This window comes from Luteitalea sp. (assembly GCA_009377605.1).
Taxonomy (GTDB): Bacteria; Acidobacteriota; Vicinamibacteria; order Vicinamibacterales; family Vicinamibacteraceae; genus WHTT01.
Genome location: WHTT01000014.1, coordinates 68,494 through 92,858, shown reverse-complemented (window position 1 = coordinate 92,858; position 24,365 = coordinate 68,494). Strand labels below are relative to the sequence as shown.

General features: G+C 64.7%; 20 protein-coding genes and 1 pseudogene. 11 read left to right on the top strand and 10 right to left on the bottom strand.

Translation table 11 applies throughout. The features are described from left to right. The first annotated feature begins 147 nt into the window (after positions 1-147). On the top strand, positions 148-729 hold the full coding sequence (locus GEV06_07015) for a dihydrofolate reductase (GenBank protein MPZ17645.1): 582 nt from the start codon (positions 148-150) through the stop codon (positions 727-729). Between the two features lie 13 nt (positions 730-742). Here the strand turns inward: GEV06_07015 and GEV06_07010 are convergent, their stop codons facing one another. Further along, positions 743-3,133: an FtsX-like permease family protein gene (locus GEV06_07010; GenBank protein MPZ17644.1), complete on the bottom strand. Its 2,391-nt coding sequence runs from the start codon at positions 3,131-3,133 to the stop codon at positions 743-745. 331 nt (positions 3,134-3,464) lie between these two features. Then, positions 3,465-3,881, bottom strand: a complete 417-nt coding sequence (locus GEV06_07005; GenBank protein ID MPZ17643.1) for a hypothetical protein — start codon at positions 3,879-3,881, stop codon at positions 3,465-3,467. Positions 3,882-4,310: 429 nt separating this feature from the next. On the opposite strand from GEV06_07005, the gene GEV06_07000 reads away from it, so the two are divergent. After that, positions 4,311-4,649, top strand: a complete 339-nt coding sequence (locus GEV06_07000; GenBank protein ID MPZ17642.1) for a DUF4440 domain-containing protein — start codon at positions 4,311-4,313, stop codon at positions 4,647-4,649. Between the two features lie 68 nt (positions 4,650-4,717). Beyond that, positions 4,718-5,623 carry an SDR family NAD(P)-dependent oxidoreductase gene (locus tag GEV06_06995; GenBank protein MPZ17641.1) on the top strand — a complete coding sequence of 302 codons (906 nt, stop codon included), beginning with the start codon at positions 4,718-4,720 and terminating at the stop codon, positions 5,621-5,623. Between the two features lie 388 nt (positions 5,624-6,011). Here GEV06_06995 and GEV06_06990 read toward each other — a convergent pair whose 3' ends face one another. Both GEV06_06990 and GEV06_06985 read right to left on the bottom strand, forming a co-directional pair. Continuing rightward, positions 6,012-6,962, bottom strand: a complete 951-nt coding sequence (locus tag GEV06_06990) for a hypothetical protein (GenBank protein MPZ17640.1) — start codon at positions 6,960-6,962, stop codon at positions 6,012-6,014. After that, on the bottom strand, positions 6,767-7,603 hold the full coding sequence (locus GEV06_06985) for a hypothetical protein (GenBank protein ID MPZ17639.1): 837 nt from the start codon (positions 7,601-7,603) through the stop codon (positions 6,767-6,769). Before GEV06_06985 ends, GEV06_06990 begins: the two co-directional genes overlap by 196 nt. Before the next feature lie 390 nt (positions 7,604-7,993). Between GEV06_06985 and GEV06_06980 the strand changes: the two genes are divergently transcribed. Both GEV06_06980 and GEV06_06975 read left to right on the top strand, forming a co-directional pair. Next, a complete protein-coding gene (locus tag GEV06_06980) occupies positions 7,994-8,218 on the top strand; it encodes a hypothetical protein (GenBank protein ID MPZ17638.1) in 225 nt (74 codons plus the stop codon). Positions 8,219-8,295: 77 nt separating this feature from the next. Continuing rightward, positions 8,296-8,481, top strand: coding sequence for a hypothetical protein (locus tag GEV06_06975; protein ID MPZ17637.1), 186 nt, complete (start codon positions 8,296-8,298; stop codon positions 8,479-8,481). 513 nt (positions 8,482-8,994) lie between these two features. On the opposite strand, the gene GEV06_06970 is transcribed toward GEV06_06975, so the two are convergent. Continuing rightward, entirely contained in the window at positions 8,995-9,936 is a 942-nt protein-coding gene (locus GEV06_06970; GenBank protein ID MPZ17636.1) for a hypothetical protein, read from the bottom strand. Between the two features lie 32 nt (positions 9,937-9,968). Continuing rightward, entirely contained in the window at positions 9,969-11,990 is a 2,022-nt protein-coding gene (locus GEV06_06965; protein MPZ17635.1) for a multicopper oxidase domain-containing protein, read from the bottom strand. A gap of 588 nt (positions 11,991-12,578) precedes the next feature. On the opposite strand from GEV06_06965, the pseudogene GEV06_06960 reads away from it, so the two are divergent. From GEV06_06960 to GEV06_06940, 5 genes and pseudogenes are all read left to right on the top strand, one after another. Continuing rightward, positions 12,579-13,462, top strand: a pseudogene (locus tag GEV06_06960) (tyrosine-type recombinase/integrase). Between the two features lie 120 nt (positions 13,463-13,582). Beyond that, entirely contained in the window at positions 13,583-14,497 is a 915-nt protein-coding gene (locus GEV06_06955) for a BON domain-containing protein (GenBank protein MPZ17634.1), read from the top strand. A gap of 127 nt (positions 14,498-14,624) precedes the next feature. Continuing rightward, on the top strand, positions 14,625-15,413 hold the full coding sequence (locus GEV06_06950; protein MPZ17633.1) for an ABC transporter permease: 789 nt from the start codon (positions 14,625-14,627) through the stop codon (positions 15,411-15,413). Further along, a complete protein-coding gene (locus GEV06_06945; protein ID MPZ17632.1) occupies positions 15,410-16,159 on the top strand; it encodes an ATP-binding cassette domain-containing protein in 750 nt (249 codons plus the stop codon). Before GEV06_06950 ends, GEV06_06945 begins: the two co-directional genes overlap by 4 nt. Further along, on the top strand, positions 16,062-17,549 hold the full coding sequence (locus tag GEV06_06940; GenBank protein MPZ17631.1) for an MCE family protein: 1,488 nt from the start codon (positions 16,062-16,064) through the stop codon (positions 17,547-17,549). Before GEV06_06945 ends, GEV06_06940 begins: the two co-directional genes overlap by 98 nt. Before the next feature lie 76 nt (positions 17,550-17,625). Here the strand turns inward: GEV06_06940 and GEV06_06935 are convergent, their stop codons facing one another. After that, a complete protein-coding gene (locus GEV06_06935; protein MPZ17630.1) occupies positions 17,626-18,789 on the bottom strand; it encodes a toxic anion resistance protein in 1,164 nt (387 codons plus the stop codon). Continuing rightward, positions 18,786-19,664 carry a 5-bromo-4-chloroindolyl phosphate hydrolase gene (locus tag GEV06_06930; protein ID MPZ17629.1) on the bottom strand — a complete coding sequence of 293 codons (879 nt, stop codon included), beginning with the start codon at positions 19,662-19,664 and terminating at the stop codon, positions 18,786-18,788. The genes GEV06_06935 and GEV06_06930 overlap by 4 nt, the downstream gene beginning before the upstream one ends. Before the next feature lie 508 nt (positions 19,665-20,172). On the opposite strand from GEV06_06930, the gene GEV06_06925 reads away from it, so the two are divergent. Continuing rightward, on the top strand, positions 20,173-20,709 hold the full coding sequence (locus GEV06_06925; protein ID MPZ17628.1) for a twin-arginine translocation signal domain-containing protein: 537 nt from the start codon (positions 20,173-20,175) through the stop codon (positions 20,707-20,709). Here the strand turns inward: GEV06_06925 and GEV06_06920 are convergent. Then, positions 20,630-23,170: an FtsX-like permease family protein gene (locus GEV06_06920; protein MPZ17627.1), complete on the bottom strand. Its 2,541-nt coding sequence runs from the start codon at positions 23,168-23,170 to the stop codon at positions 20,630-20,632. The genes GEV06_06925 and GEV06_06920 overlap by 80 nt on opposite strands. A 189-nt stretch (positions 23,171-23,359) precedes the next feature. Continuing rightward, positions 23,360-24,274 carry a TIM barrel protein gene (locus GEV06_06915; protein ID MPZ17626.1) on the bottom strand — a complete coding sequence of 305 codons (915 nt, stop codon included), beginning with the start codon at positions 24,272-24,274 and terminating at the stop codon, positions 23,360-23,362. Positions 24,275-24,365 lie beyond the last annotated feature (91 nt).

Genomic DNA, 24,365 nt, shown 5'->3' with positions numbered 1-24,365 from the left:
CTCTGAGCCGGCGAGAATCCGCCTGGCCGAGAGTAGTCAAGGGCGTGGACACCGCGCTATCTTATGGAGCGCACGCGCTTTCCGCATCGCGAGCGGTCAAGACGGAAGAAAATTAGCGTCGATTCGATCTGCATCTGAAGGGGTTGTATGCGAAAACTGATTGTCTCTGAATTCATGTCGTTGGACGGTGTCATACAGGCGCCGGGTGGAAAAGACGAGGATCGGGATGGCGGGTTCGAGCACGGCGGCTGGACCATGCCCTACTGGCACGACGCCATCGGCGAGGCCTTCGGTGCGCTGATGCAGGATGCCGACGCATTCCTTCTCGGTCGGCGGACCTACGTGGTTCACGCCGAGGCGTTCGAACCGATGCCGCCAGGTGATCTGTTCGGGGACATGATGAACGCTCCCAAGAAGTACGTCGTGTCGCGGACGCTCGAGAAGCCGATCTGGCGGGATACGACGATCATCCGCGACAACGTGATCGAGCGGGTGCGCGCGCTGAAGGCGGAACCGGGCGGGAACATTCTGACGGACGGCAGCAGTCAACTCGTGCACGCGCTGCTCGCGCACGACCTGGTCGACGAGCTGCACCTGCTGCTGTACCCGCTGACATTGGGAAGCGGCAAGCGAGTGCTGCCAAATGGCGTCCACTCGACGTTTCACTTGACGTCCGCAACGCCCTACCCGAGCGGCGTGGTGGGGCTCCACTACGCACGCCAGCGATAAGGCGTTCAGGCTGTCACATATTCGCTGCTGGTGGTGATCGAGCGGAGCTGTGTGCGTATGCCGGCGCTGCCGCGCCCTGTTGATCGGCAGCATACAGGTCCGAGCGTAAGGCAACGATCGGATCGATGCGACGCACCTGCTCGCGCAGGATGGCCATCACGGGGCGAGGATCGTCCTCCACGCGGGCATAGACATTCACAGCGCTCGTCTGGCTGATACGAGAGTCCATGGCAACGACTACCTGACGCGGGATGCTGCCCCGCACATCCTCGTACCTCGCATTACCAAAGACGCCTATGATCTCTCGATCCGGCGGACTATCGCTGCCTTCGGCCATGAAACGGCCAACCGGACTGGCACCGCCGAAGTACTCATCGACCAGCGCCTCGTTGACCAGGCAAAGCCGTCGTGAGCTGCCCCAATCGTCCCAGGCGAGATCGCGGCCAGCCCTAATGGGAATGCCCAGCGCCTCGAAATATCCGGGCGTGACGGCGTTGAAGTAGCTCCACGTGCCCTCCTTTGTCTCGACGCCGGGAATGGTGATGCTGTTGTCCCAGCGTCCGCCCGTGAGGAGCTGTGCCCTGTTAGCGCCAGCGGCCTTGACTCCTGGCACCGTGCGGAGACCCTCGATCAGGGACTGCAAGACCTGCAGCTTGCGCGCATCGTCGTACACGGTCGCCGGGCGCACGGAGAACGTCACGACGCTCTCGGTATCGAAGCCGAGCTCCACGTTCTGCAGCTTCTGGAGCGTCTGCGTAAACAGGCCCGCACCAATCAAGAGCAGGCACGAGAGGCCGACCTGCACCGCGACGAACAGCTTGCGCAACCGCACGTGACCGTGGCCGCCGGCGACGGCCCCCGCCTCTTCCTTCAAAGTGGCTCCCGGCGAAATACGGGAGCCTCGCAGAGCGGGCACGAGCCCAAACAGCAACGCAGTGAGCAGGGTGATCCCGGCGGAAAACAGCAGGATGCGCGAGTCCGGTGTCGTGGAGAGGGAGAGATTTCCGGGGTCGTATGGGAGGAAATGCACAAGACCCCGAGTCATCCAGATGCTCAGAAGCACCCCCGCTACGCCTCCGCCCAGCGCGAGAAGCAAGCTTTCCACGAAGAACTGCTGGGTGAGCTGCCCCCTGCTTGCCCCGAGCGCGCCTCGAATCGCCACCTCTCTCTGCCGTGCGGCGGCACGCGCGAGCAAGAGACCTGCGACGTTGGCGCACGCGATGAGGAGCACCACCCCAACCAGCCACTGCAGAAGGATCAGCGGCTGCTCAAAGTTAGAGCGGAGGAAAGACTGGCCGCCGCCGGCGGGAACCAGCGTGAAGGTTTGCCGCAGGAAGGGTTCCCGCTCCCCGGGGTTCTGTTGGAAGAACGGCCCCTGGAGCTCCTCCTCCTGGCGCTGCCGATACAGCACGCGCATGGCCGCTTCCGCCCGCTCCATCGTGACGCCCGGCTTGAGACGCCCGAACAGATACAACCAGGCGGACCGTTCGTTATCGAGCTGGTCCCAGGTCGCGCTCCAGTCCGGCGTGATCGTCGGCCTCATCATGACCGGCGCCCACATCTGCGTCGGGACCACGGCATCGGTGCCTTCAAAACCGGGCGCGGTGACGCCGACGACGGTGAACGGCGAGCCGTTCAGCCTGATCGTGGAGCCAACGATGCCACGGTTGCCTGCAAACCGGTTTTGCCAAAGGTTGTATTGCAGAACGACGACAGGATGGCCATTGCGCACCTTGTCGTCCGCGGGGGTCAGAAGCCGTCCCAGACGTGGCTGCACACCGAGCACCTGAAAGAAGTTCCCTGCGACGAGCCCAATGCGGACCTGCTCGTTGCGGTCTTCCCCGAGAAGGCTGGCGCTCTGGAGAACCTGCCCGGTAAGACCCGAGAAGACGGTGTTTTGGTCGCGCAAAGCAAGGTACGTGGGATGAGAAAACGTGTGGAGGCCGTCGCCCTCATTTCCGCCGAAACGCCCGCCCTCGACTCGAAGCTGGACGAGCTCGCGCGGGTTCTTCACCGGCAGCAGCCGCAGCACGATCTGGTCGACCAGCGTGAAGATCGCCGTGTTGGCGCCGATGCCCAAGGCCAGCGACAGGAGCGCCACCGCCGTGAAGCTTCGGCTCTTCAGGAGGGAACGCCCTGCAAAGCGACTGTCCCGCCAAAGCTGCTCGACGACTTGTGTGTGTCTCATATCCCGGCACTCCTCCTTGCGTCGCTCCACGCCGCCAAAGGCGCGCAGCACAACGGTGCGCGCCTGTTCGGGCGTCAGCCCTTTCGCGATCTGCTCGGCAATCTGCTGCTCGATGTGATCCTGGAGCTCCTCGTCCAGCTCGTGATCGAGCTGCCGGCGGCGGAACAGCGCACGAAGTCGGAGCGGCACGGTGTAGATCCAACGCTCCAGACGCATCGCTCAGCTCTCCTGCGGTTCCACTAGCGGGCCTAACGTGTACGTAGAGAGGGGTCTAAAGACCGCGCGCTACGGCCTGCGCTGCGAGTGACATCGGGCGGTTCAATCTCGTGCCTCTATCTCGGTTACCGAGGACACCATACCACTGCTGATCTCGGTAAGCAAGGGAAGGCGACGGCAGGTATTCCTGGACCAGGCTGGAACTGGATTCTCAGCGACCTAAAGACGGTCCTCGAAACCGGCGCCGCGATGGGCGCGTGACGGCCTTGGCGGCGAGTCGTACGCGCACCGCATCGTTTCGGTGACGCGGAATGCTTGCCCAGCTCGAGGCCTAGATTTTGAAAAGCTTCTCGAACTCCGACCGGGCGTCTGACCCGCCGGTCGAACCCGTCTGGCGCTCGACGCGCACACGCGGCTCGAAGAAGGTGCAACTGTTGGGCGCATCCTTGGGTGTGATGCGTGCCGGGATCGGCTGCATGCACTCGAAGCGGCTCCCCGGATCGAAGAACGCACACTGAACACAGGCGTGCAAGCCGCAGCCGCAACTGCACCGTGCATCCTGTGCCACTGGTGGCTCGATCGTCCGCCCACAGCCCGTGCACGTGATCGTCTCCGTGAAGCCTGGGAAGCTCGGCGCCCGCGGCTCGCGTAGATGGCGCGGCACCTGTGGCCGCTCGACCTTCTTCGCTGGCTGCTCCGACCGATCGTCGTCTCTGTAGCCGCGGTGTCGATACTTGCGCTCACTCATGTCCGCGCTTGCCTTTCCTTCTGGTCTTCAAGCTCATCGACAAGCTGGCGTGCGGCAATTCCCTGCCGCTAATCGAGGGCGCTACGGCCTACAATATACGCCCCCTCCTCGAGTGTTGCGAGGGTCGGCGACCGAGGTGCACAACCGTGACCCGCGGACGCTACCGCATGACCATGGCATGCGCGATTCAGGACAGGCGGTGGAAGCTGATCGAGGGATCGGGGTCCGGCGGATTTGCCGATCCACAGGCGGACCCCGCTGGCGGCGGCCGATCCGAAAAGCCGCGAGTCCAACGCGAACGATCCGGACGTCTGGGACCGTCCCGAGGGCCAGCTCTAAGATCAGGTCAAGCAGGCGGCCATTGCGATCTCACCGCAGCTCGGGTACCTCGGCGGTCCAATCGGAGAGCGGGTGACTTAACATGAGACCATGAGCGACGTTGAATCGATGCTCTGGCAGCGCGAGCACGGCTTCTGGATGGGTGACGCCGAATATTACCGCCGTAATCTCTCGGAAGACGTGTTGATGGTATTCCCTGGCATGGTGTTGGACAGGGCCGCCTCGATCGAAGCGATCGCCGCCGCGCCGCGTTGGACGACGGTCATCTTCGAGGATCAACGGTCTGTTGTCCTGTCAGGCGAGGTTGTGGTGCTTCACTACCGCGCAACGGCGCGGCGCGAGGAGTTCCCTTATCACGCGTTGGCCACCAGCGTTTACGTCAAGCGGGATGACACCTGGCGGCTGGCCGTTCACCAACAAACGCCCTGAACGAGCTCCTCACTCCGACCGCAGCAAGAGCGCATGAACGCCGCACGAGCATCCGCAGGGAGCATCCAATGACGTTGAGAGGGAAAGTCGCGCTGGTCGCTGGCGCCACACGCGGCGCCGGGCGCGGCATCGCCGTCGAGCTCGGTGCCGCCGGCGCCACCGTGTACTGCACGGGGCGCACAACACGCACGACTCGATCCGAAATGAACCGGCCGGAGACCATCGAAGAGACGGCCGCGCTCGTTGACGAAGCCGGTGGCCGTGGCATCGCCGTCCGCGTTGATCACCTCGTGCCAGACGAGGTGCGAACGCTGGTGGATCGCATCAGGCGCGAGCAGGGCGCGCTGCACATCCTCGTGAACGACATCTTCGGCACCACGAAGATCGAGTGGAGCACGCCGATCTGGGAAGCGGACCTGGAGCATGGATTGCGCTCGCTGCGATTGGCCGTCGAGACGCATGCAATCACCAGCCACTTTGCACTCCCTCTGCTCATCACACACCCGGGCGGGCTGGTGGTCGAGGTCAACGACGGAACGGCGGAGTACAACGAGCGGACGTATCGGAACTCGTTCTTCTACGACCTGCCGAAGGCAGCGGTCCTCCGGATGGCGTTTGCGCTCGGCCACGAGCTCAAGCCGCGCGGCGCGACGGCGGTCTCGCTCACGCCAGGGTGGCTGCGGTCCGAGGCGATGCTGGACGCGTTCGGCGTCACGGAGGCGAACTGGCGCGACGCCACCAAGTTCCAGCCGCATTTCGCCATCTCGGAGAGTCCGGCCTTCGTCGGCCGCGCGGTCGCGGCGCTCGCGCAGGACCCGGATGTCGCACGCTGGAACGGCAAATCGCTCTCCAGCGGACAGCTCGCGAAGGTCTACGGCTTCACCGACCGCGACGGCAGTCAGCCTGACGCCTGGCGATACATGGTCGACGTCCAGGATCCGGGCAAGCCGGCCGACGTCACGGGATATCGCTAGATGTTGCCTACGATATGCTGCTCGCAGGTCTGGCACGAGGTGGTGGCGCAGCGCCGGTTACCTCCACTGCCAGTGGGCTCCGCCGGTCGCCGGGTTAGAGTGGGAAGATCGGACTATTCTTCCCGCTGACTCACCGAGCCAATAGCGATGGATTGGAGCGCTGGCCCCGTTGATCGAACGTCGTCCTCCCAGACGAAGATCGCCCTCTTCCGATCACTCTTCCGCGGACGCGACGATGTGTACCCGCGCAGATTCGAGAGCCGAAGGACGGGCAGGTCCGGGTATGCGCCAGCTTGCGCGAACGAATGGGTTCGGGGCATCTGCGAGAAGCCGCGCATCAAGTGCGCCGAGTGTCCCCACCAGCGATTCCTTCCTGTAACCGACGAGGTCATCCGTTCGCACCTGTCCGGCTACGACGACACGGGGCAAAGCTTTGTCGCGGGCGTCTATCCGCTGCTCCGGGACGAGACCTGCTTCCTCCTGGCGGTCGACTTCGACAAGGCCGGGTGGCAAGAGGATGCGGCAGCCTTCCTCGAAGCGTGCCGACGCATGAGCCTCCCAGCCGCGCTCGAACGATCACGCTGCCGTTGCCGGCCCACGTGGTGCCGTAGGCCTGCAGGATCTCCTCCTTCGTGTTCATGTAGCGCCCGGTGAAGCGCCAGTTGGCGGTGGGCTGGAAGTCCATGCGGAGCAGGTCCTCGCGCCGCGGTGCCTCGTTGGGGACCTGGCTCGTGTAGTTGAGGCCGTTGCCGCCCGAGAAGTTGGACTCCGGGTAGATGTCGAGGATCGCCAGGCCCGGGTCCCAGACACGGTCCGCTGGAATCCGCCCCAGCACGCCTCCATCGCGAAAACAGCCGCTCGTGTCCGACGGGCTGCACGGGAGCCCCGTCGTGGAATCGCGGATGTAGGGGAACGGGTTGCCGCTGGCGTCGACGCTCTGGGAGAAGTCGCCCTGGCGCTCGAGCGCCGTCGGCACGCGCGCCTGCCGATCATCCACCGGATCCGTCCGGCGCTGGTGCTCCTGGCTGAAGAAGAAGAACAGCTGCCGCTTGTCCGTGTTGAAGGCGCCCGGGATGAAGACAGGGCCGCCGATCGTGTAGCCGCCGTCGTTGCGCGAGGTCTCGGGCTTCTCGATCTCCGGCGTTACGCGCTTGTTCGTCCAGGTGTTCGCGTTCCAGTCAGACCGCCGGCCATACCAGTAGCCGGAGCCGTGGAACTGCTGCGTGCCGCTCTTGGTGACCACCTGGATCTGGCCGCCGATCGCGCGGCCGTACTCGGCCTGATAGGCGTTGGTGAGGACCTTGAACTCCTCGACGGCGTCGATGTTGGTGGTCGCCATGTTGCCGCCGTTGTTGCCGGTGTCGATGTTGGCGATGCCGTCAATCGTGACGTTGTTCGAGTTCGGCCGCGCGCGTTGACCGTGAACCCGTCGGCGGCACCGATCTCATTGCCGCCCATGCCCTGCTGGACCGCACCCGGGACGAGCGTCACGAAGTTGAAGAGGGCGCGCCCGTTGTTCGCAATGTTCTTGAGCGCCTCGCTCTCCAGCGCGAACGACCGCTCGCCGCTCGAGGCCTGAACCTCGGTCACGCGGCTGGTGACCAGGACCTGCTCGGTCATGTCGCCGACATCCAGCGTCAGGATGCCGGTCGAGAACTTGTCGTTTGCATTCACGACGACGTTGGCCCGCTCGAGCGTCTTGAAGCCCTCCAGGCTGGCCTGGAGCGTATAGGTGTCCGGACGCACGACCGGCAACACGAACCGACCTTCGGCGTCGGTCACGGCGGTGAACGTCTGCCCTTGTGTGAGGCTCGTCAGCATCACCGTTGCCCCCGGCAGGACGCCGCCCTGCGAGTCCTGCACAGTGCCGGACACGGAAGCGCTGGTGGTTTGAGCTGTCAGAGATATGGCGTGAGCCGAGAAAACGAGGCCCACAACAGCCAAGGCGATGGCTGAACGGAGCCCACCGTGGAAAGACATGGAGCCCCCCTCCTCGTCAAGCAAATGGTTCGAATGTCGAACTAATAGAGTCCTTATACGCGCGGATCGACTTGCATGTCAACACTCACATTCACCGCATGTTCGGTCCAGAGCCCGCGCGCGGGAACGTTAGTGGGGCTAGGTTCCATGGGAAAACGATCCTGCGCATCCATGATCATTCGACACGAGCCTGTCCAACCCGAACTCGCGAGCGTGCCTGTGGGGGCGTCTCTAACCTTTCGTTAGAGCTTTCGGTGCAAGAGACAAACCAACCGGAGCGTTCGGTCAACCTGCTCGCCGACGTTGCATAAGTCAAACCCAATTACCAGGCCCAATTACCAAGCCGGCAACGGAACGACGAGTGGCACGCTGGCAGGCTGGGAGGTTCATATGCGACGCGCTCTGACCGTAGGGCTCTGCCTGCTTCTCGCGTCGGCGGCGTTCGCCCAGGAAGAAGCGTCCCTTGCCCTCCAAACGATGAAGCGGGCGCGCGTGCCCGGCGGCGTGCTGGAATATGAGATCCGTGGCGATGGAGAGCCCGTGCTGCTGGTTCACGGCAGCCACATCGCGGACGCGTTCCTTCCACTCATGGATCAACCCGCCCTGGCGCGCTAGACAAATGGCAGCTCGCCGCCAATGCCAAGCAGATCTCCCAACCGATCCTTTACGTGCTCGGAAGCGAGAGCCACGCGATGTTCGAAGAAGGCAGGGACCTGGTTCGCTCATGGTTTCCAGAAAGCGAGGACCAGCTCGTACGAGGCGTCACGCATTCCTTGCAGATGCAGAAGCCGGCATCGATCGCGGCGGCGATCGCCGACTTCCTGCGTCGGCACCCGATTGCGGACCGTCGGACGGGGGTCGCGGACCAGCGGCGATAACTTACTCAGGCATCATTTGGGCGCAGCCTTGCATTGCCCGACGCTGAGCCCAGAGCTCACTTGAGTTGTCACTCGCAGCCACGACCGTGGCACTCGAGATGGCAGTGACAATTTATGCCGTGGGAGAAATTCTTTGCCAACATGTTCTACTACTGTGTAACACGTCACCGGACGGCACACAAAAGTGCCGAGGACCGAGCTGGCCTCTCGAGCGCGTCCTCCCTCGCGGCCCAAGCTCACACGCGCGCTGTGCGTGCCCGCTTCGAGAAGGCGTGGGCGCGGGCGGACATCGTGCTGACCTCATCGCGCGTACTGCCTGCGGAGGGCTGGTAATCCCTCCGACGCGTCGACCGCGTGCCGAGAGGGGAGGAGAAGCTTGGCTCTCGAGCTCCGCGGAGATGTGTTGAACGGGTCCGCCATTGCGCAATCGACCCCGGGCAATCGCGCCGGCAACGCGCTGACGCATTGCGCCGAGTTGAGGCGATACGAATGACCATGCCTTCGGCCACGTTTTCAGACATAGGTATATCCCAGAGCCGTGATGTCTCGCGTGTCGACCTCGGTCTCGGTCCACGGATCCATGGTCGCCGCGGCGCCGGCCAGCGTGGGATTCTGGCCGGGATTGGCCGCCTGCCATGCGGCCCAGATGCGATCGATCTCCGCGTGGTGCATCCAGAACACCGGGTCGGCCGGCGCGGTCGGGATGATTCCCATGGACCCGCCCACCCAGACATGCCCCGAGTTGTGCACGCCCTCGACCGCCTGCGCGAACGTGTTGAAGGTGCCATTGGCCATCGCCGCCGCCACGGCCGCCACATTCGGCAGGAGCGCGCCGCCAATATTTCGGCTGACGGTGTGAGGCCCGCCGATCAGGTTCACGGTCGGCGTGAACCCGAGGAGCCATGATGGAAACGCCTGTTCCTCGCTCGATTTCCAGTACGGGATGCACACGGTCGGATCGACCGTCATGAGCAGTTCCTCCATCCGCAGGAGGTAGATCCGGTGCCACGGCAGGAAGCGTGGGTTTGAGTGCATCTGATGGATCGCGTTCGAGTGGATGTCAACGAGCGGACCGAGCGCGCTGATGGCGTTGACCTGCGTGAACGCATTGAGGAACCGACTCTGTTCGTCCGCGGTCAGCCTGCGGTGATCTTTACGCACGCACAGCTCGTCGTCGTGGTCGTCGCAGGTAGTCGGCGGCTTGTAGTCCTCCTTGCGCGGCTTGAAGCACGTGTGCTCGAAGGGATGCGGCACGTAGCGCGGCGGCCTTTTCGACGCGTAGTTCCCGTAGATGCGTGAATCGGGATAGCGAGGGTTGTCCGGAGGCTCGTGTCCGTAGTCGAGCGCGCGCTGGTAATCCGGGTCGTAGTACGGTGGATCGTGCGGCCTGTGGCCGTGGGGCTCGTGGCCCTGGATCCCCTTCGTTTCTTTCTTGCCTCTTTTTTCCTTGGCCATGGGCTCTGCTCCTTCGGCTTTTTCGATCGGCCTTACGGGTTGACCTGGATCGTGCCGGTCATGTTGGTGTGGATGTTGCACTGGTACGTCATCGTGCCAGCAGTATTGAAGGTTATCGGAGCCGACGTGGCTCCTGAAGAGATGTTGCCGGTGTCGAAGTTGGGGCCAGGGCCGCCGGTCTTGCTCGCGGTGTGGGTCGCGCCGTCGTTGTTCTTCCAGGTGACGGTGTCGCCGACATTGATGTTCATGACCTTGGGCACGAAGCCGTCGTTGCCGGCGTTCTCGATGCTGACCTGATGGGTCGTGCCGCCGTTTTCGGGCGGCTCTTCGTGCCCGCCTCCCTCATCATGCCCGCACGGTACGCCTCTGGGCAGAGTGGACGCGAATTCACCGCCCTTGACGATCAGCAGAGACCCCATCATGCCGCTCATCATGTGCGAGAGCACGTGGCAGTGCATGTGCCACTCGCCGACCGGGTCATCAGGCGACGGCCCTCCGGCGCGCATGAAGCTTCCAGACTTGCCGTCGATAGTGAAGACGAACGAGTTGGCCGCGCCGAAGATGCGGGTGTCCTCAAACTGCGTGACGGCCTGTACCTGCGCGCTGCCCTGGATCGCGCCCGGCGTATTTCCCTGCGGCCCCGGCAGGATCCACCGGTGCCCGTGGATGTGAAATGTGTGGACGTCGCTCCCCATACCCACGACGCCGAACCTCATCCGCGTGTCGCGGCCGGCGATCATCGTCGGCGTGTTGCCCATGAACGTGCGGCCGTTGATGATCATTCCCGGCACGCCATCGAGGGTGTGGAAAAGCTGAAGATACAGGCCCTTGGACGGAGGCGTGTCATACCGCCGCAGGCAAAGCCTCGTGAGCACCGCGAGCTCGTCATCGAGCTCGAACAGGAGGTCACCACGCTGGATCAAGCGCTCCAAGACGGGCCTCGTGCCCCCGGTGTCATCCTTGAGTGGCTTCTTCCCGGCCGCGGGCCCGCGTTGGGAAGCGGCAGGCAAGGCTGCGTGCGCGTGGCCAGGAACATCGCCATGGCGTAGACCCAACCCTTCGAGATCGTGCGGGAGGATGTGGAAGTCCCCGGGAAATGGGAAGCATCTCACGTTAACGGGGCTGCCGTTTGGCGATCCGTCGGGCAGGAATGCCGGGTCCAGCTTGCTCGGATCGTTTGGATCACCCGCGCGAATATCAACTTCTTGCTCCGTATCGGCTGGGTTGTGGATGACGATGATGCCAATGGCGCCCAGCTCGACGTTCTCCATGTCGCAGATCGAGTGGTCATGATAGAGCCAGACGTTGGAAGTGGAGGGCCAGCCGATCGTGTTCCAGCGGTAGACAAACGTCCCGCCGGGCGGCACGCGGTCGCCTTTCTTCAAGGTCCCCGAAAACCCCGGCACCTTGGACCAGGCGAGGGATTCATCCACCAGTATTCCAGTGACCGGTTGAGTGCTATCCGGTGGGGAGAGCGGGTAGGCCCCGTCCGAAGTGGCCTTGAAGACAAACCCGTGCGGGTGAAGGCTGTGAACCCGCTTCTCGATGTCGATCGGCTCCTGGGTGGGAACGGGCAAACAGATTTTGCCGATGAAGGGCAAGTCGAAGCAGACTTGTTTCGTCACGAGGTGCGTCCGCATGTCCAGGTTGCGGAAGTGGACGATCACCGAGTCGCCTACGTTGCACTCGATGACGGGACCCGGAATGGTGCCCATCGTGCCGTTGTCCGTGGGGTCCAGCTCGTTCAGGTCCCAGGGGTTTACCTTGCGATCGGCGGGCACGGTCCAGGCATCGCTCTCGTCGGGCTGCGTGGGGGGGTTGTAACGACGGAGAATGAGTGCGTCTTTAACCTTCCCGTCGCTGTCCCGGAGGGGGTTGTACATCTTGCGCGTTGTCGTCACTCCCGTCCCGGGCGACGTGAGGGTCACGTCTACGGGGTCCTTGTCCGTAACCTCCTTCATGTCCTGCCCGGTGATCCGGTCGATGTTGTGGGGCGACGCGTCCCACGGACGATTTTCCAGTTGAATCCAGTACTCGATGGTTGCCATCGCCATCTCCTTTCAGCAAAGCGGTTCTCGGGCACCAGCGGGTTGCGCTGGGGTTGCAGGGGAGGAGACGCGCGGGCGCCATGGATAGAGAACGCCCACCCGTTGGCCTTCGCGGCGGCAGCGATAGCGAGGAGGTTGGTGGATGCATCGTCACCCGCGGTGAACGGGAGCCCCGTTCTTGGACGCAGGCCTTCCCGGGATCTGACTGGCACAACCGGGCACGTCAATCAGGATTCGTTGTCAGCCGGGGCCGGGACCGATGCGTTTCTCATTCCTTACAAGAATCAACGACGAGAACGTGTGCACCGAACTTCGCACTTCCCCTTCGAGGAGGTAGCCCGACTTGTTCTGCGTCGAATTAGAAAGGCGCGACGGGGAGGACAAATACAGCGGACAGCGACCAGGGGCTGGCGTTGTCGACGAACGACGATAGGCGGTATTGGACTAAACCGTGGTCGCGGTAACGAAGACTAGCGCGACGTTCCACGCATCTGGCCCACATCTGGGCTCCCCGTCGATTTGATCTGCGGTCCTCGATACGCTGTCCTGCACGCGCGCCTGGAATGGACCAGGCCGTGTGCAGAGGAGCGTCGTATGACCCCGCTTCGGCAACGCATGCTCGAGGATATGCAGATCCGGAATCTGTCCCCGCATACGCAACGCGCGTATATCGAAAGCATCGCCCGGTTCGCGCGGCACTTCGGTCGGTCCCCGGCCGCGTTGGGACCCGAGGAGATTCGCACCTACCAGGTGTACCTGATCCGCGAGCGCCGGCTCGCGCCCAGTTCCCTCGAGATCGCGGTCTGCGCCCTCCGGTTTCTCTACAAGATCACGCTCAAGCGGCCCTGGTCCTATCACGACGTGATCCCTGCCCCGAAAAGCCGCGGCCCCTCCCGGTCGTGCTCAGCCCCGACGAAGTCGTTCGCTTTCTCGCGTGCGTCACGGCGCCCCAGCACCGCACGATCCTGACCACCTGCTATGCCGCCGGTCTGCGCATCTCGGAAGCCCTCCACCTCCGCCCCACCGATATCGACAGTCGCCGGATGGTGATCCGGGTCGAGCAAGGGAAAGGCCGGCGCGATCGCTACGTGATGCTCTCCCCGACACTGCTCGAGCTGTTGCGGGCGTGGGGGCCGCTGCGCCGCCGGCCGACGCCCTGGCTGTGTCCGAGCCCCCGGCCCGCCCACCCGATCCGGCGCGGCGCCGTGCGGGAGGCCTGCCAGCGCGCGCGCCGGCGGTCGGGGATTCCCAAACCCATCGCGCCCCATGCCCTGAGACATGCCTTCGCCTGCCACCTCCTCGAAGCCGGGACCGACGTCCGGACGATTCAACTCCTGCTCGGGCATCGCCCCCTCGCGACGACCGCCCGCTATTTGTGCATCGCCACCACGAAGGTCTGTGCGACGGCGAGTCCCCTCGACCTGCTGCCGCGTCCCCCCTCCCCGCCGTCGGGGCCCCCCGCGCCCGTGTCTTCCTGACGGGGGCCCCGTGGATCGCCAGCGACTGGAGGTGGCGGACATCTTCCGCTGCTACGGGACGGCGTATCGGGCGCGGCTGGGCGTGGCACTGGTAGGCAGGAGGGGTCCAGCCGGCATAGCATGGTGTCCATGACGGAGGGGTCGGTGCACGTCAGTGTCCGCGCCCTGGCCGGTGTGGCGCTTCTGCTCATGGTGGGCTGCGCCGCGACCATCGCGCCGGCGGTCAACGATACGCATCTCACGCTGCGGGTACAGACAGCCCTCATCAATGATCCCGAGATTGGGACGCTGCCGATTGAGGTGCGTGCTGCGAACGGCCTCGTCGCCCTGACCGGGCGCGTCCGATCGGAGTCGGACCGCGAGCGCGCCGTGCGCGTGGCGCGCGGCGTCGACGGCGTCCGCGATGTGAGGGCGACCCTGAGGATTGCTGACATCCCGCCAGATGAGGTTCCGCGGCCTCCACCGGAGCCACCGGAGCCGCGAGACGAGCCACGCGATGGGCTCTGGCGTCTGATCGGGCTGGGCTTCTCGGTGACCGGCACGCGCCCGGAACCGGCGCGTCTGGGCGATGGACTGAGCGTGGGTCCGCTCCTGCGCTTGCCGAATCGGCGTGGCTTGGGTCCGACGATCGGCTTCAGTTGGACTGAGCTCGAGATCGACGCCGGGCCGGAGGGTCTGCCGGGGCTTGCTCACCTGCGCATGCGGCCGGTCATGATCGGCCTCGAATACGGCCAGCCGGTCGGGCGCCTGGCGCTCTCGGCGTCGCTCGTCGGCGGGTGGTCGTTCAACAGCGTGCGCGTCGATCGCAACGCGGCCGGCCCGTTGCGTGCGATCGAAGCGGAGAGCGGGTTCGCGTGGCGCCCCGGTGCCTCGCTGTGGTACGACGTCACCGCGCGCATGGGGGTCAACCTCTTCGTCGGCGGTCTCTTCGCGAATCCGCGTGTGACGTTTGCCAGCGACGAAGAACTGCGCACCATGCGCCTGCGGACCAACGCCGCAATCGTCAGCGTCGGGCTGGCCTGGTGGCTGTTCTAGGTAGGGCCGCCTCGCCGAAGCGGCCGTGACGGCGCGCTCGGCGAGCGCGCCCTACCATCTCGAGCCCCGAACTTGACACCATGCGTCAAGTCTCGGGTTCTCACAGGTTCTCGCTCGGACACGGTTCATGCCGCAGCGCATCCTCACGGCTATTGTCTCGTTGCTGGCGCAGGTCGGCGAAGGCGTCGTGTTCGCCGTTCGTGCGATTCGGGAATGCGTCCGCCCGCCGTTCGAGCTCGGCGAGATCGGGCGGCAGATCTACGAGCTGGGCTGGCGCTCGGCACCACTCATTGGGGCGTCGGGCCTGGCCGTCGGCACTGTGCTCTCGATGCACACGCGGGCGTCGCTCGAGCGCTTCGGCGCCGAGGCCCTGATGCCCTCGGCGCTCGCGCTGGCGCTCGTGCGCGAGACCGGGCCGTTGACCGCGGGGCTGCTGCTCTCGGGCCGGGTCGGCGCCGGCATCGGCGCCGAGCTGGGCGCCATGAAGGTCACCGAGCAGATCGATGCGCTGGAGGCCACGGCCGTCGACTCGTTCCGCTTTCTGGTCGTGACGCGCGTCATCGCCTGCGTCATTGCGTTCCCCATCCTGACGACCCTGATGAACTTCATGGGTATCCTCGGCGGATTCATTGCGGAGCACTTCGTCAGCGGCATGTCGTTTGTCCTCTATTTCCGAAGCTCGTTCCAATACATCGAGTTCTCCGACTACATCCCCGCGACGGTCAAGACCATGGTCTTCGGCTTCATCGTCGCGACGAGCGCGTCGTACCTCGGGGTCAACACGACGAGCGGCACCGAGGGGGTTGGCCGCGCGGCGACGCGCAGCGTTGTCGTGGCGTCGGTCCTGCTGATCGTCGTCAACGTGCTGCTCGTGCGTCTGATTGAGTTTCTGTTCCCAGGGGGGGCAGGGTTTTGAGCGCCACGGTGCCGGCGGTTCGGCTCGACCGCGTGTCGAAGGCCTTTGGCAGCTTTCGTGTGCTGCAGGAGCTATCGCTGGAGGTGCCGGCGGGCCACTGTGCCGCGATCGTCGGACGCAGCGGCACCGGCAAGAGCGTGACGCTCAAGCACATCGTCGGGCTGATCAAGCCGGACAGCGGCCGGGTCTTCGTCGAAGAGGAGGAGGTCAGCAGGCTGGAGACCCGCGACCTCGCGCGCGCCCGCAAGCGTATCGGCTTCTTGTTCCAGAATGCGGCGCTGTTCGACTCGATCACCGTTGGCGAGAACGTGATGTTCCCGCTGCGCCGGCACACCGACTTGCCCGAGGGGGAAATGCGCACACGCGCGCGGACCAAGCTCGCGCAGGTCGGCCTCGAGCGCGATTTCGACAAGATGCCCGCCGAGCTGTCGGGCGGCATGCGCAAGCGGGCGGGCCTCGCGCGGGCCATGGCCCTCGATCCGCCGATCCTCCTGGTCGACGAGCCGAGCGCCGGTCTGGATCCGATCACGTCCGACGAGATCGACCGGCTCCTGCTCAGCCTCAAGCAGGAGATGGGCACGACCATCGTGCTCGTGACGCATCACATGATGAGCGCGCGCATGCTCGGCGACGAGCTGATCTTCATCGATGGCGGACGCGTCCTCGCGCGCGGCACGGCGGAGGCGCTGGAGCGAAGCGCGCACGCAATGGTTCGGAAGTTCCTGGAGACACAAGGAGGAGGATAGCGCCATGAGTCGGTCGCGGTTGTCGGTCATCGGAGCGTTCGTGGTCGGTGGCGCGCTGCTGTTCGCAGTGGGCCTCTTCATGATCGGCGACCGCCGCCTGCTCTTCACCGACCAGATCCACATCGCCACGGAGTTCTCGCGGGTGCGCGGGGTGGCGGTCGGCACCCAGGTGCGTGTGGCCGGCCTGGACGCGGGCGAGGTCGTCGCGCTCACGGTGCCGCCGGGGCCAGGACAGCGTTTCCGGGTCACGCTGCGCATCCGCGAAGATCTGCAGCATCTGGTCCGGACCGATTCGGTCGTGTCGATCCTGACCGACGGCCTGATCGGCGCCGTCTACCTGGACGTGGGCGGCGGCACGGAGGAGGCGCCTGTCGCTCAACCCGGCAGCGCGATCGCCGGCCGCGACGCGATCGAGTTCGCCGATTTGATCGAGGAGGGCCGCGACACGTTTCGCACCGTGACCACGGAGGTCTTGGACCTCAAAGAGGACCTCTCGGTCGGCGTCAAGACTCTCACCGAGACGACGCGGTCGGCAAACGACCTCATCGAGACCGTCAGCGGCGACGTCAAGCGAATGACGTCGGCGGGCGCCGACACGACGGTCGCCATCGAGGGCTTGACCAACGATGTTCGGCGCGTGGTAGCAAACCTTGAGGCCGGCCGCGGCACGATGGGCAGGCTGCTGACGGATGACACCCTGTACACACGGATCGACCAGATCGCCGCGCATACGCAGGAATCCACCCGGAGCATGCAACGGACCGCCGGAGAGATCGAGCAAGCCGTCCGCAGTTTCCGCGCCGAAGACGGCCCGGCTGATCGCCTGCGCGCTGACACGGAGGAGATTCTCGGGCACGTGAGCGAGACGACGGAGCGGCTCGCCCAGAGCGCGGAGGCGCTCCAGCATCACTGGCTATTTCGCGGCTTCTTCACGCGGCGCGGCTTCTACGACCTGCGCGACGTGTCTGTGGACGAGTACCGCCGCGGCGCGCTCGAAACCGACGACCGGATCGCCCTGCGGCTCTGGATCGACGCGGCCGGCCTCTTTGACGTCGAGAACGGACGCGAGGTGCTCTCCACGGCCGGCCGCCAACGACTGGCCTCGGCCATGGGGTCTCTTCTTCGCTATCCGCGCGACAGCACGCTCATCGTCGAGGGCTACGCGCTCGAAGGGGCGCCCGACGTCCGCTTCCTGCGGTCCGAAACGCGTGCCGAGATCGTGCGGGATTACCTGCAGCGCCGCTACCGCCGTCCCGCTGCCCTGACAGGCCTCATGCCGATGGGTAACGAGGCGGACAACAGCCCGCGCGGCAACGGGCAATGGGACGGCGTGGCGCTCGCGATCTTCGTCCGCGGCAGCGCCGTGGCGGCCTCGCACGACGAGCCATGAGAGACAACCTTTGGGTCAGGATCAAGTCGAAGACTCACTCCCTTCCAAGGTAGGCGGTCACCAAACGACGCCCATATCAGGATGCAGCGCCCTTGTGGGCATCGGCTGGCGACCGCTGGACACGGTTACGTGCCGAGATGAGAGCCTGCTTGAGCTCCGTTTCGCACGTGATGAGCTGCTTCTCCGCTTCCGCGCGCTGGCGCTTCCCCTCATCGGCAATGCGAAGCGTGTCATCGATCGTGGCAATGAGCGCATCGTTGGCCCGCTTCACCGCATCGACGTCCACAACACCGCGCTCGGCCTGCGTGCGGATCGTCTCCGTAGAGCTGCGGAGTGCGTCGGCGTTGGCGGTGAGCAGCTCGTTGGTCAGATCCGTTGCCTTCTTGAGCGTCTCGCCAGCCTCCGTCGACCGGGCGATGGTGAGCGCCATCGCGAGCTGCTGCCGCCAGAGCGGAATGGTGTTGGCCATCGTCGAGGCGATCTTGCCGACAAGGGCCTTGTCGTTCTGCTGCACCAGGCGAATCGAGGGCAGGCTCTGGAGCGTCACCTGCCGCGTGAGCTTCAGATCGTGCACGCGCCGCTCGAGATCGTCGCGCTTGGCGCGCAGGTCGCGAAGCTCTTGCGCCTTCAGCACGTCGCCGCTCGTCTCCGCCTCCTTCGCCAACGCCGGCAGCGTCTCCCGATCGAGTCGCCGCAGCTGCTCCTCACCCGCCGCGATATACACGGCAAGCTTCTCGAAATAGTCGATTGTTCTGTCGTACAGGCGGTCGAGCATCGCAACGTCCTTCATCAGCGCGCTCGTCTCCGCGTCGAGGCGGTTGCTGATTGCATCGACCTGCGTACGCACCTGCCCGTACCGCAGCAGCATTCTCTCGACAGGCTTCGAGCCGCCGAAGAAGCGCGCGAAGAGCCCGCGCTTCTTCTTCGGGTCGAGCTCCTCGATCGGCAGGCCGCGCAGCGTCCTCACCATCTCGTTCAGCGCCTGACCGGCCGGACCGGTGTCCTTGTGGCGAACACCCTCGAGCATCTCGTCCGCCACCGAGGTGACTTCATCCTGCGCCGCGGTGCCGAAGAAGAGGATGGAGTTGCTGTCGCCGAGCTCGAGCTCCCCCATCGCCCGCTCGATCTCTACCCTTCGCTCAGGAGCCGCGGCGTCGTACGGCACCACCTCCGTCGACGGCACAGGTGAGGTCGGCGCCAATGAGGTCGACGACGGTGATGTGGTGTTGGCTTCCGTCATGATAGGTCTCCGGAATGGAGTTGACGCGCAACAACGCGCTCACGTTCAGGCAGCTCCCGCTTGAGGCGCGCGTTCAACACTTCGATCTCCACGTCGAGCGACAGCATGTCATGCTCGAGGAGCTTTCTGTGCTGGCTCGCAAAGGTATTCTCCATGTCGATCAGAAGCTGCCGGAAGCTCTGCTCGAGCGGTCGATTTCGAAGCTGCCGATGGGTGCGCGCGTATTCCTGCGTCACGCGCTGCGCGCTGTCCAGGTAGATATTGAGGAAACGACGCGCTCGGACGGCCTCCCTCGGATCTTGCTCGATCTCGACGAGGATGGTGCGACCGATGGCCGTGATGCGCAACAGTCGGTCGGTGAACTCAGGTACCGCAATCGCCCGGGCCGCCGTCTCGATCCCGCGAAGCCGGCCGTACGCCTTCTTGAGCTGCAGCGTCACTACGGCGCGATCGACGCCCTCAACGACGGCCACTTCAATACGACGGGGCCTGAGATCAGCGCCGTAGAACGCAACGTAGCCGAGCCCTCCGAGCACTGCGAAGACGAGGCTGCCCGGCACACCATGGCCACCAGCGGTAGCGGCGAGGAACGCACCGACCGCCGTGGCCACGGCGCTCACGAGCTTCAGGGGAATGGCCGGCGGATCGGGTCGCTCGCCCAGAAAATAGCGCGCCTCCGCCACGAGCGCCCGCCATGAGAGCGTGCCCGCCCCCCAAAAGCAGGCCAACGCGCCTCCGGTGGAGGCCAACGTCCCCACATCTCCGGCGATGAGGGCTGCCAACACCGCGAACACGAGCGGCAGGGGCAGGAGAAAGAGGGCAGCAGCCTTGCCGACCGGCACCCACGCGCGTGCGCGCTTGATGAGCCCATTCACTGGACTGCTACACCGCTCCTTCGGAGAATTCCGTGCTCATTGTATGGCCCCGCTGCGTGCCAGAGGTCCAGGCTGCCTCTCACGACGAGCGCATCACAGACCGTCACTCTCGACCGCGCTCGAAGGTCGGTACGGGATTCACAGTGTCGACAGGCGGAAACAGCGCCTGACAACCGGGCACGGCAATCGCCAGCGTCAGCAGCAGGAGTCCTAGCAGGCGCAACGGCAGTCTGGCCATAATCACAACGACGTGGCGACAAGGGTTGGGGTTCCAGCCATCGAGCCACTGACATGTTCAGCCAGCCGCGGCAGGCTATCGAACGAACGACGAAGCACTTCCGCCAAACTACCACGGAATGTCCGGCCCGATCCACGGTAGAACTTTGAGAACCGGACCCTTGATGCATTTTGGAGGCAGGTTTCGGAGCTCGCAAAGGAGTCGAAGGGCGTGGGGGCACGGCCCGCAAGAACAGCAAGCTGGTGGAGATCGACGACAGGAGGAGTTGGAATGAAGCTCAGTAGACGATCATTTCTGAAATCGAGCGCCGGCGCGGGGATTGGCTTCGGCTTGTCACTTGGCCCAGAACGAGCAAGTGCCATCGAGCCAAAGAATGCGACGCGCATTCAGTTGATTCGACACGCAACCGCTATCATCCACTACGCTGGCAGAGTCCTCATGGTGGATCCGATGCTTGGTGATCCAGGAGTCATGCCGCCCATTGATCGTTCTCCGAATCCCCGCCCCAACCCCTTGGTTCCACTTCCTCTTGCTGCCGAGAAAGCGTTGACCGGTATCGAAGCCATATTGGTGACGCATACGCACCCGGACCACTGGGATGCGGCCGCGACCGAGCTGGTTCCGAAGGACGCGACTCTTTTCATCCAGCCACCCGACTCAGCGAAGTTTGCAGAATTGGGGTTCTCCGACGCGCAGAAGATAGACGAGTCGGTTTCGTGGAAAGGGATCACAATCTCCCGCACTGGCGGCCAGCATGGCCGCGGCGAAACGGGACGGCGGATGGCGCCAGTTTCCGGCTACGTCTGAGGGCCTCGGCGGGATCAATGCCGGCCGCGCGCCACGCGGGGATCAGGCATGCAACGTAGGCCACCACGACGAGCAGAATGGGCGCCACAGAAAAGGCGATGGCGTCGAGCGGTGCTACGCCGAACAGCACGCTGGCCATCGCGCGCGTCGCGAAGGCGGCGACCGCCGCGCCAACCGCTAGGCCGATCACCGTCACCGTGAGTCCTTCGCGCAGAACCATTTGCACGAGATCGCCGCGCGTGGCGCCGAGCGCCGCACGCACGCCGATCTCGCGGCGTCGCTGTGCGACGTTGTATGAGAGAACACCGTAGAGGCCGGTCGTGGCAAGCGCCAGGGCCAGCAGTGCAAACGCTCCGAGGACGAGCGTCGTGAAGCGTGGCTCAGCAACCGAGGCAGAAATCTTGGAGGCCAGCGGCCCCATCTGATTGAGCGACGCGCTGGGCTCCAGTTGCTGCACGATTCCTCGCAGGAGCGGCACCACCGTCGTGGGATCGCCCTCTGTCTTCACGACGAAGGTCGCGTTACCCATTTTCATCCGTGTACCGTGTGCCGTGTAAATCCGAGACTGTGGTTCCGCATCGAGGTCCGCGGGTAGCACGTCTGCCACGACGCCCACCACCTCGACGATCGTGCCATCGTCATCGAGCAGCCCCGTGAACCGCCGCCCGGTTGGGGGCTTACCGTCGGCGAAGTAGGTCTTGGCGAAGGTTTCGTTCACCAGCATGGAGCGGGTAGCCGAGGTCGTGTCTGCTTCACGAAAGAATCGGCCTTCCTCGAGCCGCATGCCGAGGGCTTCGGCATACCCCGGCGTGATGACGGCATGGTACGCTTGCGCCAACAGCGGACGCCCATCGGGCGTGGTCATCCCAGGCAAGTGGAAGCCGGTGCTATGGATCATGTTGCCAAAGGGCGCCATGCTGCCGGCCCCGGCGGCGCGCACACCAGGGATCGCACGCAGACGGTCTAGGACGGAGACGGCTAACCGAGAGTTTCGCTCCGCGGCTTCCTCCTTCCTGTCGGGAGGGCTCGTCACGATCAAATCTGCGGTCAGCACGTTTGCCGGATCGTAACCGGCATCCACCTGGACGATCTTGACGAAGCTTCGCGCGAGCAGGGTCGCTCCAACGAGCAGTACGACGGCAAGTGCGGCCTCGACGACGAGTAGCGCCCGGCGTGCGCGTGTGTCCGGCGCACTTACGCTCCTGCTGCCGCCGGACTGGATCGCTCCGACAAGATCAATTCGCGAGCTTCTGAAGGCAGGCATGGCGCCGGCAATCACACCGACACAGATGGCCGCCAGCGCCGCGACGACGAGAAACTTCTGGTCTACCCGGATGTCCTCGAGGCGGGGGAAGTCCGACGGCGCCAGGACGGGCACCAGGGCAGTCATGGCCCATCCGACAAACATCCCCAGCCCGCCACCAATGAGCGAGATGACGAGACTCTCGGTCAGGAGTTGCCGCACGAGTCGCCACCGCTCTGCGCCCAATGCCGCGCGCACGGCGAGCTCGCGTGCCCGATCGGTGCTTCGTGAGAGAAACAGGTTGGCGACATTGGCACACGCAATCAACAACACCAGTCCTACACCACCCGCCAGCACGACCAGCGCCGGCCGGATGCCCGTCGTCATCTGATCAACCATCGAGCGGACGTGTACTTCAACTGGTCCACCTCTACCGAAGAGCAGGTCAGCCGCTAAGGGCCGTTCGAGGCTTCGCGCGAGGGACGTGCCCTCGACCTCGACCTGCGTAGTGGTCACACCAGCCCTGAGCCGCCCGATGGCCTCGACGATGTCAAAAGTGTTGGCGGGCCCACGTGGTACCTCCAACGGTGTGTAGAACGCAACCGCGCGGCGGTCCTCTGAAGGGCGCTGCGGTTCGGGTCCAGGGAAGGCAAAACCAGGAAGAGCAATCCCGATGATGCGGTGATCCTCACCATCGATCGTCAGTAGTTTGCCAATGGCTGAATCATCGCCGAAGCGCACGCGCCACGTCGCATGCGTGAGGACGACGACCGGTGCAGCGCCCTTCTCGGCGTCCTCGTCGTTGAAGAAGCGGCCGCTTGCCGGAGCTACCCTGAGCACCCTGAACAGCGATGGCGTGACGCTTGCCCCGCGAAGCCGCTCGGTCGCCCCAGCGTTCGCAACGGTGTAAGTGCTCACGTCGAAGGCGCCGATACTTTGGAGGGTTGCCGATGAACGCGACCACGTGTGGTAGGTCAGATTGCTCAGGAGCGGTAAGTCAACCGGGGCCCGACCTCCGGGATGTACCTCCCACAGCCGCACCAACCGATCAGCTTCCGGGTACGGCAGCGGTCGCAGCAGAACACCGTAAATCACGGAGAAGACCGCCGCGGTGCCGCCGACACCCAAGGCGATCGTGATGAGCACTGCCGCCGCGAAGCCCCGGTGTCCCGACAGCAACCGAAAGGCCTGCCTGATATCCCGAGCGAGCGCACTCATGACTACCCCGTTACACCCCTCAGGCGAGCTGAGCCTCTGTGCGACGTTGCCGACACTCGCGATACCAGCCTTCTCGGTTAACGGCCTGACGCCGGCTCGCCAGGTTCCCTCAATAATCGTTCGGTCTCTGCAATGAGGTCCGGGAGGCGGGCCACGGCTGGTGTTGCTTTCCGATTCGGTACGTGACGGTCAGCCGACCGAAGCGTCCGTCTTGAGCGGGGGCTCTACGATTCCTTCGAGCTGCCGAAGCATGCCGCGGAAGTACTTCAGCACGCGCACACCATCACAGGACGTCTCGCCCAACTCCGCAAGGCAGTAACCGTCGAAGTCGCTCTCCTGGAGCAGCTCGACCAACCGGCGCCAGGGATATTCCTCCAGGTAGAGATCCCGCATGTGGACCTGACCGATCTTGTGCTGCACGAGGCGGAAGTTTGCCTCCAACCCCTCGTCTAGCAGGTCCGTCTGGTTCGAGTTCCAGCAAATCCACACGTTGGGATGATCCCCCGCGTAGTCGAGAATCTTCTTGATGTTCGGCACGCGGGACGTTTCTTCGCCATGCACCTCGACCTGAATGCGAACGCCCTGCTCCCGGGCCGTGTCGCCACAGGTCGCGAGCGCCTTGCCAATCTGCTCGAGTGTCTGCTCTTCCGGAACGTCGGAACGCAAGCCGTTCGGGCGCACCTTGATGCTGGGACAGCCGACATCGTGCGCAAGTGCGAGCCATGCGCGCGTTTCCTCGATGTTCTTTTGGACGATGGCCGCATCCTCGGCGTGATACTCGCACGCCGTGCCGAGGCCGGCCAGCGTCACCGGCGAATCCTCGAAGCGCTTGCGCACCTCGGCGCGCTCGGCAGGAGCGAGCGACAGCTCCACGCCATGTTTGTGCGTGGTTCTCAGCTCGACGCCATCCATGCCGACCTCCGCCAGATTCGTGATGATGGTCGGTAAGTCCCAATCCTTCGCGATGTTGTAGGTGACGGCCCCGACTTTGAGCGCCCGCGTTGGCTTGGCGCCTTGCGCGGCGGCGGCGTGCCGAGGCTCGAGGAGGGCCGTGGCCGGCAGCGCCAGCGCGGTCGTTACAAGGAAGTTGCGCCGAGTCGACATGGCGTCGATGCTAGCACGAGCTCGCTGCCGACCGGATCTGCACGGGGAGCGCCGCGCAGCCTGCCGTCGATCAGCCATCCGAAATCGAGGC

Bases quoted from the DNA above. Each gene is read 5' to 3' on its own strand.
- GEV06_07015 (MPZ17645.1), top strand. From the start codon at position 148: ATGCGAAAACTGATTGTCTCTGAATTCATGTCGTTGGACGGTGTCATA.
- GEV06_07010 (MPZ17644.1), bottom strand. From the start codon at position 3,133: ATGCGTCTGGAGCGTTGGATCTACACCGTGCCGCTCCGACTTCGTGCG.
- GEV06_07005 (MPZ17643.1), bottom strand. From the start codon at position 3,881: ATGAGTGAGCGCAAGTATCGACACCGCGGCTACAGAGACGACGATCGG.
- GEV06_07000 (MPZ17642.1), top strand. From the start codon at position 4,311: ATGAGCGACGTTGAATCGATGCTCTGGCAGCGCGAGCACGGCTTCTGG.
- GEV06_06995 (MPZ17641.1), top strand. From the start codon at position 4,718: ATGACGTTGAGAGGGAAAGTCGCGCTGGTCGCTGGCGCCACACGCGGC.
- GEV06_06990 (MPZ17640.1), bottom strand. From the start codon at position 6,962: ATGGCGACCACCAACATCGACGCCGTCGAGGAGTTCAAGGTCCTCACC.
- GEV06_06985 (MPZ17639.1), bottom strand. From the start codon at position 7,603: ATGTCTTTCCACGGTGGGCTCCGTTCAGCCATCGCCTTGGCTGTTGTG.
- GEV06_06980 (MPZ17638.1), top strand. From the start codon at position 7,994: ATGCGACGCGCTCTGACCGTAGGGCTCTGCCTGCTTCTCGCGTCGGCG.
- GEV06_06975 (MPZ17637.1), top strand. From the start codon at position 8,296: ATGTTCGAAGAAGGCAGGGACCTGGTTCGCTCATGGTTTCCAGAAAGC.
- GEV06_06970 (MPZ17636.1), bottom strand. From the start codon at position 9,936: ATGGCCAAGGAAAAAAGAGGCAAGAAAGAAACGAAGGGGATCCAGGGC.
- GEV06_06965 (MPZ17635.1), bottom strand. From the start codon at position 11,990: ATGGCGATGGCAACCATCGAGTACTGGATTCAACTGGAAAATCGTCCG.
- GEV06_06955 (MPZ17634.1), top strand. From the start codon at position 13,583: ATGGTGTCCATGACGGAGGGGTCGGTGCACGTCAGTGTCCGCGCCCTG.
- GEV06_06950 (MPZ17633.1), top strand. From the start codon at position 14,625: ATGCCGCAGCGCATCCTCACGGCTATTGTCTCGTTGCTGGCGCAGGTC.
- GEV06_06940 (MPZ17631.1), top strand. From the start codon at position 16,062: ATGGCGGACGCGTCCTCGCGCGCGGCACGGCGGAGGCGCTGGAGCGAA.
- GEV06_06935 (MPZ17630.1), bottom strand. From the start codon at position 18,789: ATGACGGAAGCCAACACCACATCACCGTCGTCGACCTCATTGGCGCCG.
- GEV06_06925 (MPZ17628.1), top strand. From the start codon at position 20,173: ATGAAGCTCAGTAGACGATCATTTCTGAAATCGAGCGCCGGCGCGGGG.
- GEV06_06920 (MPZ17627.1), bottom strand. From the start codon at position 23,170: ATGAGTGCGCTCGCTCGGGATATCAGGCAGGCCTTTCGGTTGCTGTCG.
- GEV06_06915 (MPZ17626.1), bottom strand. From the start codon at position 24,274: ATGTCGACTCGGCGCAACTTCCTTGTAACGACCGCGCTGGCGCTGCCG.